This window comes from Isoptericola sp. 178, from assembly GCF_030586525.1.
GTDB classification, from domain to species: Bacteria; Actinomycetota; Actinomycetes; order Actinomycetales; family Cellulomonadaceae; genus Isoptericola; species Isoptericola sediminis.
Genome location: NZ_JAUQYN010000001.1, coordinates 335,648 through 350,768 on the forward strand (window position 1 = coordinate 335,648; position 15,121 = coordinate 350,768).

15 protein-coding genes are annotated in these 15,121 nt (G+C 75.3%); 4 read left to right on the forward strand and 11 right to left on the reverse strand.

From position 1 onward, the window contains the following. Positions 1-22: 22 nt before the first annotated feature. The 4 genes from Q6349_RS01520 to Q6349_RS01535 all read right to left on the reverse strand — a co-directional run bounded on the left by Q6349_RS01520 (position 23) and on the right by Q6349_RS01535 (position 4,743). Positions 23-1,549, reverse strand: coding sequence for a S1C family serine protease (locus Q6349_RS01520; RefSeq protein WP_304602553.1), 1,527 nt, complete (start codon positions 1,547-1,549; stop codon positions 23-25). A 120-nt stretch (positions 1,550-1,669) separates the two neighbouring features. Then, positions 1,670-3,490, reverse strand: coding sequence for a 2-succinyl-5-enolpyruvyl-6-hydroxy-3-cyclohexene-1-carboxylic-acid synthase (gene menD, locus Q6349_RS01525; RefSeq protein ID WP_304602554.1), 1,821 nt, complete (start codon positions 3,488-3,490; stop codon positions 1,670-1,672). Continuing rightward, on the reverse strand, positions 3,487-4,503 hold the full coding sequence (locus Q6349_RS01530; RefSeq protein ID WP_304602555.1) for an o-succinylbenzoate synthase: 1,017 nt from the start codon (positions 4,501-4,503) through the stop codon (positions 3,487-3,489). Before Q6349_RS01530 ends, menD begins: the two co-directional genes overlap by 4 nt. 57 nt (positions 4,504-4,560) lie before the next feature. Beyond that, positions 4,561-4,743, reverse strand: a complete 183-nt coding sequence (locus Q6349_RS01535; protein ID WP_171246009.1) for a hypothetical protein — start codon at positions 4,741-4,743, stop codon at positions 4,561-4,563. Between the two features lie 92 nt (positions 4,744-4,835). Here Q6349_RS01535 and Q6349_RS01540 point away from each other — a divergent pair, with 92 nt between their 5' ends. Beyond that, positions 4,836-5,834, forward strand: coding sequence for a 1,4-dihydroxy-2-naphthoyl-CoA synthase (locus tag Q6349_RS01540; protein ID WP_304602556.1), 999 nt, complete (start codon positions 4,836-4,838; stop codon positions 5,832-5,834). Between the two features lie 21 nt (positions 5,835-5,855). On the opposite strand, the gene Q6349_RS01545 is transcribed toward Q6349_RS01540, so the two are convergent. Further along, positions 5,856-6,929, reverse strand: a complete 1,074-nt coding sequence (locus Q6349_RS01545) for a DUF3048 domain-containing protein (RefSeq protein WP_304602557.1) — start codon at positions 6,927-6,929, stop codon at positions 5,856-5,858. Positions 6,930-7,001: 72 nt separating this feature from the next. On the opposite strand from Q6349_RS01545, the gene Q6349_RS01550 reads away from it, so the two are divergent. Both Q6349_RS01550 and Q6349_RS01555 read left to right on the forward strand, forming a co-directional pair. Then, entirely contained in the window at positions 7,002-8,159 is a 1,158-nt protein-coding gene (locus Q6349_RS01550; protein ID WP_304602558.1) for an AMP-binding protein, read from the forward strand. 11 nt (positions 8,160-8,170) lie between these two features. Next, positions 8,171-9,040: a 1,4-dihydroxy-2-naphthoate polyprenyltransferase gene (locus tag Q6349_RS01555; protein ID WP_304602559.1), complete on the forward strand. Its 870-nt coding sequence runs from the start codon at positions 8,171-8,173 to the stop codon at positions 9,038-9,040. Between the two features lie 19 nt (positions 9,041-9,059). Here Q6349_RS01555 and Q6349_RS01560 read toward each other — a convergent pair whose 3' ends face one another. Then, on the reverse strand, positions 9,060-9,380 hold the full coding sequence (locus Q6349_RS01560; RefSeq protein ID WP_171246012.1) for a DUF4229 domain-containing protein: 321 nt from the start codon (positions 9,378-9,380) through the stop codon (positions 9,060-9,062). Between the two features lie 70 nt (positions 9,381-9,450). Here Q6349_RS01560 and Q6349_RS01565 point away from each other — a divergent pair, with 70 nt between their 5' ends. Beyond that, positions 9,451-9,804, forward strand: a complete 354-nt coding sequence (locus Q6349_RS01565) for a PLDc N-terminal domain-containing protein (RefSeq protein WP_304602560.1) — start codon at positions 9,451-9,453, stop codon at positions 9,802-9,804. A 443-nt stretch (positions 9,805-10,247) separates the two neighbouring features. On the opposite strand, the gene ccsB is transcribed toward Q6349_RS01565, so the two are convergent. The 5 genes from ccsB to Q6349_RS01590 are packed head-to-tail and all read right to left on the reverse strand — an operon-like array spanning position 10,248 to position 15,041. Beyond that, the gene (ccsB, locus tag Q6349_RS01570) at positions 10,248-11,228 is read right to left on the reverse strand and encodes a c-type cytochrome biogenesis protein CcsB (RefSeq protein WP_304602561.1); all 981 of its coding nucleotides are present in this window, start codon (positions 11,226-11,228) and stop codon (positions 10,248-10,250) included. Between the two features lies 1 nt (position 11,229). Continuing rightward, on the reverse strand, positions 11,230-13,020 hold the full coding sequence (locus Q6349_RS01575; RefSeq protein ID WP_304602562.1) for a cytochrome c biogenesis protein ResB: 1,791 nt from the start codon (positions 13,018-13,020) through the stop codon (positions 11,230-11,232). Continuing rightward, positions 13,020-13,814, reverse strand: coding sequence for a cytochrome c biogenesis CcdA family protein (locus Q6349_RS01580; RefSeq protein ID WP_304603081.1), 795 nt, complete (start codon positions 13,812-13,814; stop codon positions 13,020-13,022). The genes Q6349_RS01575 and Q6349_RS01580 overlap by 1 nt, the downstream gene beginning before the upstream one ends. A gap of 1 nt (position 13,815) precedes the next feature. After that, positions 13,816-14,397 carry a TlpA disulfide reductase family protein gene (locus Q6349_RS01585; RefSeq protein ID WP_304602563.1) on the reverse strand — a complete coding sequence of 194 codons (582 nt, stop codon included), beginning with the start codon at positions 14,395-14,397 and terminating at the stop codon, positions 13,816-13,818. Next, on the reverse strand, positions 14,397-15,041 hold the full coding sequence (locus Q6349_RS01590) for a histidine phosphatase family protein (protein ID WP_304602564.1): 645 nt from the start codon (positions 15,039-15,041) through the stop codon (positions 14,397-14,399). Before Q6349_RS01590 ends, Q6349_RS01585 begins: the two co-directional genes overlap by 1 nt. Positions 15,042-15,121 lie beyond the last annotated feature (80 nt).

Here is a 15,121-nt window from a genome sequence, read left to right on the forward strand (position 1 = left end):
GGTGTGACCGGGAGGGGACCGGTCAGTCGCCGAACAGCTCGCGCAGCCAGTTCGGGACGTTGTCCGGCGCCGTCGGGTCGGACGACCCGTCCTGACCCTCCTGCTGCTGGTCCTGGTCCCGCTGCTGGTCCTGGTCCTGCTGCTGGTCGCGCTGCTGGTCCTGTCCGCCCTGGCCGGACCCGACGGTCTCCTCGCGGACCGCGAAGGAGACGTCGACCGAGGCCGCCCGGCCGTCACGCACGTAGGTGACGGACGCCGACTCGCCCGCGGTGCGCTCGCGCACGTAGGCGGTCAGCGACTCGGCACCGCTGACCGAGTCGTCGTCGATGGCGACGACGACGTCACCGGCCTGCAGGCCGGCCTCCGCGGCGGGTGAACCGCCGACGACCTCGACGACCTCGGCACCCCGGCGCGTGACGCCGTCGGCGGTCGCCGTCGCGTCCCGCAGGGACACGCCCAGGAACGCGTGCTCGGCGGTGCCGTCCTCGACGAGCTGGTCGGAGACGTTCGTGGCCAGGTTCACCGGGATCGCGAACCCGAGACCGATCGACCCGGAGGCGCCGCCCGCCCCGCCGGACATCGTCGCGATGGACGAGGTGATCCCGACGACCCGGCCCTGCGCGTCGAACAGCGGTCCCCCGGAGTTGCCCGGGTTGACGGCCGCGTCGATCTGGATCGCGTTGGTCACCACGACGTCGCCACCGCCCCTGCCGGACGCCGCCACGGGGCGGTCCAGCGCCGAGACGATGCCGGTGGTCGCCGTGTTGGCCAGGCCGAGCGGGTTGCCGACGGCCAGGACGGAGTCACCGACCTGGACGGCGTCCGAGTCGCCGAACGTCGCGGGCTGCAGGTCGTCCGGGGGGTCGACCAGCTGGACCACGGCGAGGTCGGTCGTGGGGTCGGTGCCCACGATCGTGGCCTCGTACAGGCGCCCGTCCGACAGGGTGACCTGGACGGTGCCGTCCGCGGCGCCGGCGACCACGTGGTTGTTGGTCAGGACGTGCCCGGCCTCGTCGACGACGACACCCGACCCCTCGGACCCGCCGGACTGGCTGCTCACCTGGATCGCCACGACGGACGGCGCGACGGCCGAGGTGACGGCCTGCCAGTCCGGGTTCTCGCTGGTCGAGCTGGCCACGGGGGCCGCCTGCGAGGTCGTGGACGCGCCCACCTCGGCGAGCGAGGACTCGCTCGTGCCGTCATCGAGCAGGGACACCGCGCCGACCGTCGCCACGCTCGCGAGCACGGCGGCGCCGGCGGCCGCGGCGACGACCGGCACCCACGGGGTGCGACGCCGCTCGGCGCCCGCCGCCGGCGGGTACGTCGGCGCGCCCCCGGACCATCCGGTCTGGTAGGACGGGCCGTAGGCCGGGCCGGGCTGGTACGACGGCGCCGCGCCGACGGGCTGCGGCGCGGCCTGCCGGTCGGGTGCCGGAGCCTGCGTCGCGGCGCCCTCGTGGCGTGCGGCCGGCAGCGGGTGCGTCGGCTGCTCGACGGGGTGCTCCTGGCCCGACGGCTGCTGCGGTGCGGGGGTGTGCTCGGTGCTCATGTGCCCTCCTCGATGTCTGCCCCTACACCACACCATCAGCCTTGGCCGAGCCTTGGGCGGACCTGAGAGTTTCCTGTCAACCGCCGTCCCCTCGTGCCGAGGACACCCGTCGTCCCCTGGTCAGCGCGTGGCGGACCGGACGGCCGTGGCGATCCGGGCGGCGAGGTCCCGGGACTCCGCGAGCCGGTCGGCCCGCGGCACGCGCACCTCCACCACGCTCACCCCGGCCGGTGGCCGCGCGAGCGCGCCGGTCAGGGAGGTCAGGTCGTCGACCCGCCGGTGGGCCACGCCGTACCCGGCGCACAGCGCGGCCAGGTCCGCACCGTGCGACGTGCCGAAGACCCGCTCGAAGGTCGCGGCAGCCTCCAGACCCTCCTGGGCCAGGGCCCCGTGCTCGAGCGTGGCGAAGATCGACCCGCCGTCGTCGTTCACGACGACGACCTGCAGGTCGGCACGGTCCTCCGCGGGGCCGCGCAGCAGGCCGTTGAGGTCGTGCAGGAAGGTCAGGTCGCCCACGAGGGCCCGGGTGCGCAACCCCTGGCGGCCGGCGGCCAGGGCCACTCCCGAGGCCGTCGCGACGGTCCCGTCGATACCGGCCAGCCCGCGGTTCGCCAGGATCCGGGCCGGCGGGGCGTCCGGCGCCGCGTCGAGACCGAGGACGAGGTCGACGTCCCGCACCGGGTTGGAGGCGCCCACGACCAGCACGTCACCGGCCCCGGTCGCGGCGACCACGGCCCGCGCCACGACCAGGGCCGCGTGCGGGGCCGTCACGAGGTCGGCGTCGACGGCGTCGGTCCGGGTGACGGCGTCGACCTCGGCGGCGGCCGCGCGGCTCGCCGCCTGCCACCGCGCGGCGAACGCCCCGCCGTCGGCGGGCTCGCCGGGTGCGAACCAGCGGTCGGCGAGGCGGTCGACGACCCGTGCGGCGTGCCGGGCCGGGTCCGGCCACGGCCCGCCCCCCGGCGCGACCACGGTGACGTGCACGTCGGGGCGGGCGAGCAGGCGCTGCACGGGGCGCGACAGCGTGGGCCGGCCCAGGACGACGACGTGCTCCACGTCGTCGGCGAGCCCGTCGGCGCCGAGCACCGAACGGTACGCGGCCACGGCCCGCGGGCCGCCGCCGGCGCCGGAGGTCGGCTCGGCGAGCAGGGGCCAGCCGCGGGCCTCGGCGAGCCGGCGCGCGTCCGGACCGGCACCGTCCCCCGCCACGACGAGGGTGCGGGTCGGGTCCCGCGGCAGCGCCGGGTCGGCCCCCGGCCCCGCCGCCGGCGGCACGACCTCGACACCCCGGCCGGGCTGCGCGGGCGCGGTGGCCGCGTCGTCTTCCGCGCCACCGACGGGGTGCAGCGGGTCCCGGAAGGCGAGGTTGAGCTGGACCGGGCCGGGATGCCGGTCGCGCAGACCCCGGGCGGCGGCCACCGCCCGCCGGGCGGCGGACAGCAGGTCGCGCACCTCGCCGTCCCGTCCGTCGGGCGCGGGCACGTCGAGGGTGTAGCGGACGGCGGCGCCGAAGAGCCCGACCTGGTCGGTGGTCTGGGAGGCGCCGGTGCCACGCAGCTCGTGCGGCCGGTCGGCCGTCAGGACGACGAGCGGCACACGACTGTGCGAGGCCTCCAGGACGGCGGGGTGCAGGTTCGCCACCGCGGTGCCCGAGGTGGTCACCACGGCGACCGGGGCCGGTACCGCTGCCTCCGCGGCACCGGCCGCCGACCCCCGGGAGAGTCCGAGCGCGAGGAAGCCCGCCGAGCGTTCGTCGATGCGCACGTGCAGCCTGACCAGGCCGACGGCGTCCGCCTCGGCCAGCGCGTAGGCCAGCGGGGCGGACCGCGACCCGGGTGCCAGCACGACGTCGTGCACGCCCTGCGCGGCCAGGTCCGCGACCAGCGCGCGGGCTGCCGTGACCGCGGGGGCGGCCGTGCCGCCGTCGGGCGCGGGGCTCACGCGTCGGCCCCGTCGAGGAGCGCGGCGAGCCGGTCGTGCCGGTCGAGCCAGCGCTGCTCCAGCTCCGGCGGGGCGGCGACGGCGGCGAGCGCCCCCGCGCCCGGGCCGACCCGGCGCACCGGCAGCGTCCCGTCCACCGGGCGCAGCGGTTCGTCGGTGACGTCCCGCGTGAGCAGCTGGGAGGTGGCCAGCCCGCACGCGTGCGGCAGCTCGGGCAGGGCGGCCGCGAGCGCCACCCCGGCCGCCAGCCCGACCGACGACTCCAGGGCCGAGGAGACCACGACCGGCAGGCCGACCTGCTCGGCCAGGTCGAGACAGGCCCGCACCCCGCCGAGCGGCTGGACCTTGAGCACGACGACGTCGGCCGCCTCGGCGCGCACCACCCGCAGGGGGTCCTCGGCACGGCGGATCGACTCGTCGGCCGCGACCGGCACGTCGACGGCACGGCGGACGGCCGCCAGCTCCTCCACCGTCGCGCAGGGCTGCTCGACGTACTCCAGCCCCCCGGCGGCGCGGTCCAGCAACGGGATGCGGCGGCGGGCCGCGTCGACGTCCCAGGTGCCGTTGACGTCGACGCGGATCCGGCCGACGGCCGGTCCGTGCAGCGTGTCGAGCACGGCCCGGACCGCCTCGACCCGGCGGAGCTCGGCCTCGACGGGCTCGACCGAGCCGTCGGGGAGCCGCTGGCCCACCTTGACCTTCGCCGTCCGGCACCCGCCGGAGGCCAGCACGATCTCGCGGGCGCGTTCCGGGTCGACGGCGGGCACCGTCACGTTGACCGGGACGGCGTCACGCACGGCTGGCGGGAAGTCGAGGTCCGCCGCCTCGCGCGCGGCCCGCAGCCAGGTGGCGGACTCGGCGTCGTCGTACTCGCAGAAGGGGCTCAGCTCGCCCCACCCGGCCTCGCCGGCCAGGAGCAGACCGTCCCGGCTGGTCAGTCCCCGGAACGGGGTGCGCAGCGGAGCGGACCAGACGTAGCGGCGCCGGGGCGTCGCGGGCAGGGAGACGGGCACGTCCTCAGGGTAGGAGGTCGTCCGCGGCTCGGCAGCACGCGGGGGGACCGGGCACCGTCAGTCGGTGAACTCCTCCGGCGGCATGTGCCGCAGGATGCCGGGAGTGCCGACCGTGGCGACGGGCACGCTCTGGGTGGTGACGGTGGCGCGCCGGACCTCGGCGGCGTCGTAGGCGATCAGCTCGTCCACGACCTCGTCCGGGTCGGCGACCTCGGCGCTGTGGGATCGCGTCTTGTCCATGCCCCCATGGTGCAACTGCAGTTGTGCAGATTCCACGGATGACGCGCACATCTCGCGTGATCGGCGTGTCGAGCCGCGACTACCCTGAGGCCGTGAGCCACTCCGACAGCACTCCTCCGGTCCCCCCGCAGGTCTCGCAGACGTTCGACCCGACCCGATGGCGCCCCGTCACGGGCTTCGACGGGCTGACCGACCTCACCTACCACCGGGGGGTGGAGCGGTCCACGGCGGCCGACGGCACCGAGCAGGTCCGCGACCTGCCGGTGGTCCGGGTCGCGTTCGACCGCCCCGAGGTCCGCAACGCCTTCCGACCGCACACCGTCGACGAGCTGTACCGGGTGCTGGACCACGCCCGCATGACCTCCGACGTCGGCACCGTGCTGCTCACCGGCAACGGCCCGAGCCCCAAGGACGGCGGCTGGGCGTTCTGCTCGGGCGGGGACCAGCGCATCCGCGGACGGTCCGGCTACCAGTACACGACGGCGCCCGACGGCGGCGGCGAGGTCCACACGGCCGACGCCGTCGACCCCGCCCGCGCCGGGCGCCTGCACATCCTCGAGGTGCAGCGGCTGATCCGCACCATGCCGAAGGTCGTCGTCGCCGTCGTGGACGGCTGGGCCGCCGGCGGCGGGCACTCCCTGCACGTGGTCGCCGACCTGTCGATCGCGTGCCGGCAGCACGGGCGGTTCAAGCAGACCGACGCCGACGTCGGCTCGTTCGACGGCGGCTACGGCTCGGCCTACCTGGCGCGCCAGGTCGGGCAGAAGCGCGCACGGGAGATCTTCTTCCTGGCCCGCGAGTACTCCGCCGACGACGCCGAGCGCTGGGGCGGCGTCAACGAGGTCGCCGAGCACGAGGACCTGGAGGCCCTCGGCCTGGAGTACGCCCTGACGATCGCGGGCAAGTCGCCGCAGGCGATCCGCATGCTGAAGTACGCGTTCAACCTGGCCGACGACGGCCTGATGGGCCAGCAGGTGTTCGCCGGGGAGGCGACGCGGCTCGCCTACCTCACCGACGAGGCGGTCGAGGGCCGCGACGCGTTCCTCGGCAAGCGGGAGCCCGACTGGAGCCGGTTCCCCTACGCGTACTGACCGGCCGCGCCGGGCCTGCGGTCAGGAGACCGACCAGGACCCGTCGCGGCGCGGCACCAGCTCGACCCACGTCCGGCCCGGGGCCAGCAGCACCTCGTCGCCGTTCGGCCGGGTCAGCCGCAGCGGCTTGCCGCGCCCCTTCTTGGTCCACTCCACGTCGACCGCCCGGCCGCCGCTGAGCACCGTCCCGGTGCCGGAGCCGACCAGCTCCGTCTTGGGCACCTTGGCGCCCGAGGCGTCGCGGTGGGAGGTGTTGGTGACCTTCATCCGCAGCAGCACCACGTTGCGCGCCGTGACGCGCCGGCCCGAGGAGATCGAGGGGACGCCGTTGTCGCTGCGCCGGTAGGCGCGGTCGCCCGCGTTCCAGGTCCAGGTGCTGCGCTGCGCCCGGGACAGGCGGACGTCGGCGACGCGGCCCCGCCGCCCGTCCGACCGCGCCGTCGACCCCTTCCAGCCGCGGGCGTAGGTGAACTGGGCGGGCGGCGGTTCCGCCCGTCGCCGGTCCGCCTGGCGGGCGAAGGTCCCGACGTCGCCGTACACGTTGTGCGGCATGTACCGGCGCGACGACCGCCAGAACCCCGGGTCGCCGTCGTCGTTGATCACGAGCTGGGTGCCGGACCGTTCCACGGCGCGCAGGAAGGCCGGAATCCCGCCGGAGGCGGCGAGGATCCCGTCCATCGGGGCGACGGTGGCCGGGTCCATGGGCCGCACCGACCGGATCGGGCCGACGGCGTCCGGGTAGCTCGAGTGGTACACGGCCACGAAGCGCGTGATGCCGCCCTCGACGACCTGCTCCCACACGATGTCGGCCCGGTGCAGCCCGGAGTGCGGCCTGGCCGCCGGGGAGTTCTCGATCTTCACGGCCACCGCGGGCCGCTCGGGCACCTTGTCCGTGCGCTTGCCCGTCAACGGCCAGCGCGGGGGCTCCGGTGTCGGGGACGGCTCGGGCTCGGCGGGGGCCGGCGGGCCGATCTTCGCGCGCGACACGTCCGGGGCCACGGTGACCGGGGCCGGGGCCTCGGGCGGCTCGGCGGAGCATCCCGCGAGCATGAGCATCGCCAGGACGAGCGCGAGCGCCGTCGGACGTCGTGCCACCACTTCCTCCTCGTGCAGGGTGGCAACAGGCTACGGCCCGCCAGGCCCGAGCGGCGCACTATCGTGACCTGCGTGCTGCCCCCCGACGTGTCCGCCCTCGTCGACAGGACGCGCCGCGCGCTCGACGGCGGCCCGCCGGTCGTCCCGCTCCCCCGCCTCGGCGACGCCGCCCCGCCGCCCGGGACCGCTGCCGTCGTGCGCACCTCCGGGTCCACCGGGACACCCCGCGAGGTGGCCCTCAGCGGCACCGCGCTGCGCGCCTCGGCCGCCGCCACGGCGGACCGGCTGGGTGCGCCCGGCCGCTGGGTGCTGGCCCTGCCCGCGACGCACGTCGCGGGGCTGCAGGTGGTGGCCCGGTCGGTCCTGGCCGGCACGCCGCTGGTCGCGGCCGCACCGGACGAACCGTTCACGCCGTCCCGTCTCGCGGACCTGCTGGCCGAGGCGCTCGCGGGCGACGACCCCGTCCACGTCTCGCTCGTGCCCACCCAGCTGCACCGTGTCGTGCAGGCGGCCGACGACGGGGCGCCCCGGCCGCTGGACGCGCTGGCACGCTGCGGGGCGGTGCTGCTCGGCGGCGCCGCCGCCCCGCCGGTGCTGGTCCGTCGCGCCCGGGAGGCCGGGGTGCGGGTCGTGCGGACCTACGGCATGTCCGAGACGTCGGGCGGGTGCGTGTACGACGGCGTGCCGCTGGCGGGCGTCCGGGTGCGGATCGACGCGGACCCGGGCGCACCGGGGGTCGTGGAGCTCTCCGGCCCGGTGCTCGCCTCCGGCTACGTCGGGGACGAGACGGCCACCGCGGCCGCCTTCCACGACGGTCCTGACGGCCGCTGGTTCCGCACCAGCGACCTCGGGACCCTCCGGGACGGGGTGCTGCGCGTCCTCGGCCGGGCGGACGACGTCGTCGTCACCGGTGGGGAGAACGTGGCGCCGGTGGCGGTCGAGGCGGTCCTCGGCGAGCTGTTCGACGGGGAGGTGTGCGTGGTCGGCGTGCCGGACCCCGAGTGGGGGCAGGCCGTCGTCGCCGTCGTCACCGGACCGCCCGGGACGCCGGCCGGCTGGCTGCCCGACGCCGCGCTGGCGCCCGTGCGGTCGGCGGTCGCCGCTAGGCTGGGGCGGCCCGCGGCGCCGCGGCGGATCCTCGAGGTCGCCGGGCTCCCGCGGCGTGGTCCGGGCAAGGTCGACCGCGCCGCCGTCGTGGATCTCGTGCGTCACCACGACGCACACCGCTGAGAGGAGAACCCATGGCCACCGCCGCTGAGTGGCTCGCCGGCGCGCGCCCCCGCACGCTGCCGGCCGCCGCGGCCCCTGTCGCGATCGGCACCGGCGCGGCGGCGCAGCTCGACGCCGTCGCCTGGCTGCCCGCCGTGCTCGCGCTCGGCGTGGCCCTGGCGCTGCAGGTCGGCGTCAACTACGCCAACGACTACTCCGACGGCGTGCGCGGCACCGACGTGGACCGGGTCGGGCCGCTGCGGCTCACCGCGTCCGCCGCCGCGCGGCCCGGTCAGGTCAAGGGGGCGGCGTTCACGGCGTTCGGCGTCGCCGCCGTGCTGGGGCTCGCCCTGTGCGCCGTCTCCGGGCACTGGTGGCTGATCGCCGTCGGCGCCCTGAGCATGCTGGCCGCCTGGTACTACACCGGTGGCGAGCGCCCCTACGGCTACGCCGGGCTCGGCGAGGTCGGCGTCTTCGTCTTCTTCGGGCTGGTGGCCACGCTCGGCACCACGTACACCCAGGCCGACCGGATCTCGTGGCCCGCGGTGCTGGGCGCCGTCGGCGTCGGGCTGATCGCCTGCGCGCTGCTGATGATCAACAACCTGCGCGACATCCCCACCGACGTGCTGGCGGGCAAGCGCACGCTCGCGGTCCGGGTGGGCGACCACCGTGCTCGCCGGCTGTACGCGCTGTGGCTCGTCGTGCCCGTGCTGCTCGGGCTCGTCTGCGCGATCTGGAACCCGTGGGCCTTCCTGGTGGCGCTGCTCCTGCTGCCCACGGTCCTGCTCGTGCTGCCGGTGCTGGCCGGGGCGCAGGGACGCGCCCTGGTGCCCGTCCTGGCCGGGACCGGCCTCTTCGAGCTCGCCTACGGGATCCTGCTGGGGCTCGGCCTGGCCCTGTGACCGGCCGCCGCGTCGGGTCTCAGGAACGCTGCTGCGGGCCGTCGGCCGCGGTGCCGTCGGCGTGCTCCGACCGGTCGGCGTCGAGGACCGCGTCCTCGGCGGCGGCGTCCTCGTCGATCCGCGTGTCGCCGCGCGTGCGCTCCTTGCGGCGCCGGTCGCGCTCCGCGAGCCAGGCCGCGGCGTCGTCCCGCTGCCGACGCAGCGCGAGGTAGGAGACGGCGAACGCGACGACGAGCGCCACGAGCGGCAGCAGCCACCCGCCGAGACCGACGAGGTATCCGAGCACGAGCGCGGCCACGAAGACGAGGAGGCGCAGCGCGGAGTAGATGAGCAGTGGCACGTCACCAGGGTAAGGCCGTGCCGACAGCCCCGGATGCGGTGCACCCTCGCGGTCGTTCTAGGCTGGAGGCATGTTGCGCGTCGTGGTGATCCTCCTCGTGATCGGCCTGATGGTCTACACCCTCGCCGACCTGGCCGGGTCGGAGGAGGAGGATCGCGGCGGCCTGCCCACCTGGCTCTGGCTGATCATCATCGTGTTCCTGCCGGTCTTCGGGCCGATCTCGTGGCTCGTGACCAAGCGGACCCGGCGCCGTGGGTCCGGCGGCGGGCGTACCGGCCGCCCCGGGCGCGGACCGCGACGCCCCTCCGGACCGGTCGCGCCCGACGACGACCCGGACTTCCTGTGGCGGATCGAGCAGGAGAAGCGGCGTGAGGAACGTCGCAGGAAGCGTGACGAGGAGGGGCCCGACGCGCCGTCGGCCTGATCGCCGCGGCCGGACCCTTCCCGGCCGCACGGGCGGCCCCGCGAGTCAGGGCGATCCCCCGCGAGTCAGGGCGATCCCCCGCGAGTCAGGGCAGTGCTCCGCGAGTCAGGGTCATCCACCGCGAGTCAGGGCAGCGCTCCGCGAGTCAGGAGAACGCCCGGGTGCCTGGGTCGGCACAGGTTCGTCCCCGAGCGAGCATCCCGGCACCGCCGGCACGACGCCCTGACTCGGGGGCGAAGAGCCCTGACCCGCGCAGGATCGTCCTGACTCAGGGCAGGATCGTCCTGACCCGCGGCGTCGAGCCCTGACCCGCGCAGGATCGTCCTGACCCGCGGCGTCGAGTCCTGACTCGCACAGGAGTGCCCTGACTCGGGGCGAGGAGCCCTGACCCGCGCAGGATCGTCTTGACCCGCGCGGGTCGAGGTGGCCCGCGCGGGTCAGGGTCAGCTGATGCCCGAGTACGAGTGCTTGCCGTTGAAGATCAGGTTCACGCCCGTGAAGTTGAACAGCACGCAGGCGTAGCCGACGACGACGAACCAGGCGGCTCGCCGGCCGGACCAGCCCCGTGTCGTGCGGGCGTGCAGGTAGGCCGCGTAGACGACCCAGATGATGAAGCTCCAGACCTCCTTGGGGTCCCAGCCCCAGTACCGGCCCCAGGCGTCCTCGGCCCAGATGGCTCCGCCGATGATCGTGAACGTCCACATCACGAAGCCGACGGCGTTCAGGCGGAAGGACATCGACTCCAGCGCGGCCGGGGCCGGCATGCGGTCGAGCCAGCGGAATCCCGGGCGCGTGAGGAACGGGGACCCGGTCTCCCGCGCGTCGCGCAGCAGCTGCAGGACGGACAGCACGAACGCGACCGTGAAGATCCCGGTCGCCGTGATCGCGACGCCCACGTGGATGACCAGCCAGTAGTTCTGCAGCGCCGGCTGCACGCCGGTCGCCGCGACGTGGAACGAGTTGAGTCCCACGACGACGAACAGCGTGACCAGCCCGGTGACGAAGGCGCCGAGGAACCGCACGTCGCGGCGCAGGTTCCACACGAGGAACACCACCATCGCCACGAAGGACCCCACGAGCGTGAACTCGTACATGTTGGCCCACGGCGTGCGCCCGGCGGCGAGGCCCCGCAGCAGGATCGCCACGCCGAGCATCGCGGTGCCGAGCCATGACGTGGACAGGCCGATCCCGGCGGCACGCCGTCGGGCCGGACCGCCGTGGCCGACGTCCGCAGCCGGTCCTGCGCCGTCCGGCGCCGCGACCGCGCCTGACGCACCGGCACCGACCGTCGCCCGCGCCTCGGTCCGCGCCTCGAGGCGTTCGTCGGTCCGACGTCCCAGGTCGATCGCGAAGGCGATCATCGCCACGGCGAACGTCGTCGCCGCCGCCCACACGAGCAGATCGCTCAGCTCGGCGATCTCCATCTCAGTCCTCCTCGCTCCCGGTCGCTCGACCGTCCGTCGTCCCGGCACCGGACCCACCGGTCCGTCCGGCGCCGTCCGGTCCGTCGCGCTCGACGTCCGGCAGCGCTCCGAAGGCCTTGTCGACCTCGGTCTCCAGCCCGGCGTCGTCCCCACGGGCCAGCCCGGCGACCTCGACTCGCGTGACGCCGCCGGACGTCCATGATCGCACCCACACGCGGCGTCGCGGCAGGAAGAGCGATCCCGTCAGCCCCAGCAGCGCCAGGAGCGCGAACGTCAGCACCCACGCCAACGAGGGGTCGTGCCGCAGGTCCAGGGCGACGAACCGGGGGACGTCCTCGCCGAGCGCGACCGTGCCCAGCCCGTCGGGCAGCTCGACCGAGTCGCCCGGCTCGAGCAGCAGGGTGACCCGTCCGCCGTCGTCGTCGAGGGACGGCGTGAGGTTCGCGGTGTCCAGGCGGTAGACGTTCTGCGGGACGCCGGCGTCGAGCCCGAGATCGCCGCGGTACACCTCCAGGACGAGCAGCGGGTCCTCCGGCAGCGGGAACACCGACTCGGCGGTGCCGTCCTCGTTGATGACGGCCGTCGGCAGGAAGTACCCGATCAGCCCGATCTGGTCGAGCCCCGGCGACACGTCCGGCACCTTGACGACGCCTCGTGAGGTGTACACCTGGTCCTCCGGCAGGAACGGCACCCGCCCGCTGAACGCGGTGGCACCCTCCGCGTCGGTCACCGTGATCTCGGGGGCGTACCCGTTGCCCTGCAGGTAGATCTTGGAACCGTCGACCTCGAGAGGGTGGTTGACCCGGATAGTCTCGGCCCGCGAGGAGCCGTCCGGCTCGGTGACCGTGACGTCGGCGGTGAAGTCGCGGGACTGGGCGAACGCGACGGTGTCCGTGGCGAACTCGGACTCGAAGGAGTCCAGCGTCATCGAGAACGGCACGAGCGACTCCGGGGCGAACCACGCGCCGGACTCGAACGTGTCGTAGTCGACCACCGCGTTCGCGAAACCGCGCCCCTCGGTGATGATCGCCTGCCCGCGGTAGTGCATGAGCTGGCCCACGGCGACGGCGATCACGAGGCCCACCAGAGCCAGGTGGAACAGCAGGTTGCCGCTCTCGCGCAGATACCCTCGCTCGGCGGCGACGGTCCGCGCAGCAGGCCGCCCGGGCAGCGCGCCGCGGGCGGCCCGGGCGTCCTCGGCCCCGGTCTCGACCCGGAAGGTCGGCAGGCGTCGCCACCGGCCGCGCAGGTGGGTCGACGCCGCGTCGGCCACCTCGTCCGGCGTCGCGGACGTCGTCCCCGTCACGTGCACCGGGAAGCGCTCGAACCGGGCGGGGGTCCGCGGCGGGCGGGCCCGCAGCGCCCGGGCGTGCGCGATCGTGCGCGGCACGATGCAGCCGACCAGCGACACCAGCAGCAGCAGGTAGATGGCCGAGAACCAGACGGACGTGTAGACGTCGAAGAACCCGAACCGGTCCAGCCACTCGCCGGCGGTCGGGTGGTCACCCAGGTACTCGACGACCGCCGCGGGGTCCTGGTCGCGCTGCGGCAGGATCGAGCCGGGCAGCGCCGCGACGGCGAGCAGCATGAGGAGCATGAGCGCCACGCGCATGCTGGTCAGCTGCCGCCACGTCCAGCGCAGCATCCCCCGCCAGCCGAGCTGGGGGGCCTGCGGGCCCCGCGGGGACGACGGCGCCCCGGACGGCTCCGGTCGGGCGTCCGCCGCGGACGTCGGCTCACCGGTGGTGAAGTCGTCCGCGATGCCCTCGGGACGGTAGGTCCGCTCGCTCATCACACCACCGTCGTGTATCCGCTGATCCAGCTCTGCAGCAGGCTGGTGGTCGCACCCCACAGACCGGTCACCATCGCCAGGCCGATGACGATGAGCAGCCCACCACCGACCCGCATGATCGTCAGCCGGTGCCGTCGCAGGAAGCTCAGCATCCGCTCGGAGGACTGCAGGCCCAGGGCCACCAGCAGGAAGGGCACGCCGAGGCCGACGCAGTAGGCGATCCCGAGCAGGACGCCCCGGGTGGCCGACGCCTCGTCCAGCGCGAGGGACTGGACGGCGGCCAGGGTCGGGCCCATGCAGGGGGTCCACCCGATGCCGAACACGACGCCGAGCAGCGGTGCGCTCCACAGACCGGCCCGCGGTGTCACGTGCAGTCGGCGCTCCCGCTGCAGGAAGCCGATCCCGCCGAGGAAGGCGACGCCCATGAGGACGACGACGACGCCGAGCACGCGCGTGAGGACGTCCTCGTAGCGCACCAGATAGGCACCGGCGGCCCCGGCCGCCGCCATGAGGGCGACGAACACGGCGGTGAAGCCGAGGACGAAGAGCCCGACCCCGGCCACGACCCGGCCACGGGCCGGCGCGGCCGCCGGGGCCGCCGTCGTCGTCCCGCCCCGGGACGTCTCGACCGGGCCGGCGTTCGCGGCGGCCATGCCACCCACGTACCCCACGTAGCCGGGGACCAGGGGCAGCACGCACGGCGAGGCGAAGGAGACCAGACCGGCCAGCAGCGCGACGGGGACGGCGAGCAGCATCGACCCGCTCACCGCCGTCGTCGCGAACAGCTCTCCCATCTCAGGCACCCGCCATCGCGTCGTCGATCAGGCTGTTGAGGGTGCTCTCGGACACCTCGCCGACGACGCGGGCGGCCACGCGACCCTCGGCGTCGAGCACGACGGTGGACGGGACCGCCTGCAACGGCACGACGCCCGACAGCCCGGCCACGACCTGGCCGCTGCGGTCCTCGATCGACGGGTAGGGCACCTCGAAGGTGCGCTGGAAGGCGAGCGCGGCACCGGCCTCGTCCTCGGTGTTGATGCCCAGCAGGTGCACCCCCTCGTCGGCGCGGTCCGTCGCGATCGAGACCAGGGCCGGAGCCTCGGCGCGGCAGGGCGCGCAGCCTGCGTACCAGGTGTTGAGCACGACGACGTCCCCGCGCCAGTCGGCGGTGGAGACCTCGTCACCCTCGAAGCTGGTGCCCTCGACGACCACCGGCTCGGTCCGGTCGGCCGGCTCCCACTGCTGCACGGTGCCGTCGCCGGAGACGAACCCCTGGCCGACGACGTCGCCCGCGCCGGAGTCGGCGGCGCCGCACCCGGCCAGCGCGAGGGCCGTCCCGAGGGCGAGCACGACGCCCGCCGCGTGGCGGCGCGCCATCAGGCGCCCGCCTGCGGCTCGGCGCCGACGAGCAGGTCCCCGGCGGGTTCGGCGTAGTGCAGTCCGGCGAAGTGGTCGTCGGTGAACGTCAGCGACGTCAGCGAGGCCAGCGCGCACTGGCGACGCCGCGGGTCGTGGGCCAGGCGCCTGCCCTCGAAGGCCAGCCGGGTCAGCCAGACGGGGAGCTGGTGGCTCACCAGGACGACCTCGCGCCCCGCGTGGGCACGTCGGGCGTCGTCGACGGCGGCCCGCATGCGCACGACCTGGTCGGCGTAGGCCTCGCCCCAGGACGGCCGCAGCGGGTTCCACAGCAGCTTCCAGTACCGGGGGTGGGCGAGCTGGGCGGGGTTCGTGCCGATCGTCGAGCCCTCGAGCAGGTTGCCGGCCTCGATCAGCCGGTCGTCGGTGGCCAGCTCCAGGCCGAACGCGGCGGCGACGGGCGCGGCGGTCTCCTGGGCGCGCTGCAGCGGGCTCGCGACGACGGCGGCGACGTCCCGGCCGGTGTCGGTGAGGTGGTCCGCGACGCGTCGCGCCATCTGCTGACCGCGGTCGGACAACCGGTAGCCCGGGATGCGTCCGTACAGGACGCCCTCCGGGTTGTGGACCTCGCCGTGCCGCATCAGGTGGACGGTGGTGGTGGCCATGCGCCTTAGTGTCCCAGATCCCGGGGGTGGACCGGTCGGCGCGACGGGCGTCGTGAGCCGCGTCACGATCGGGCCGCGGA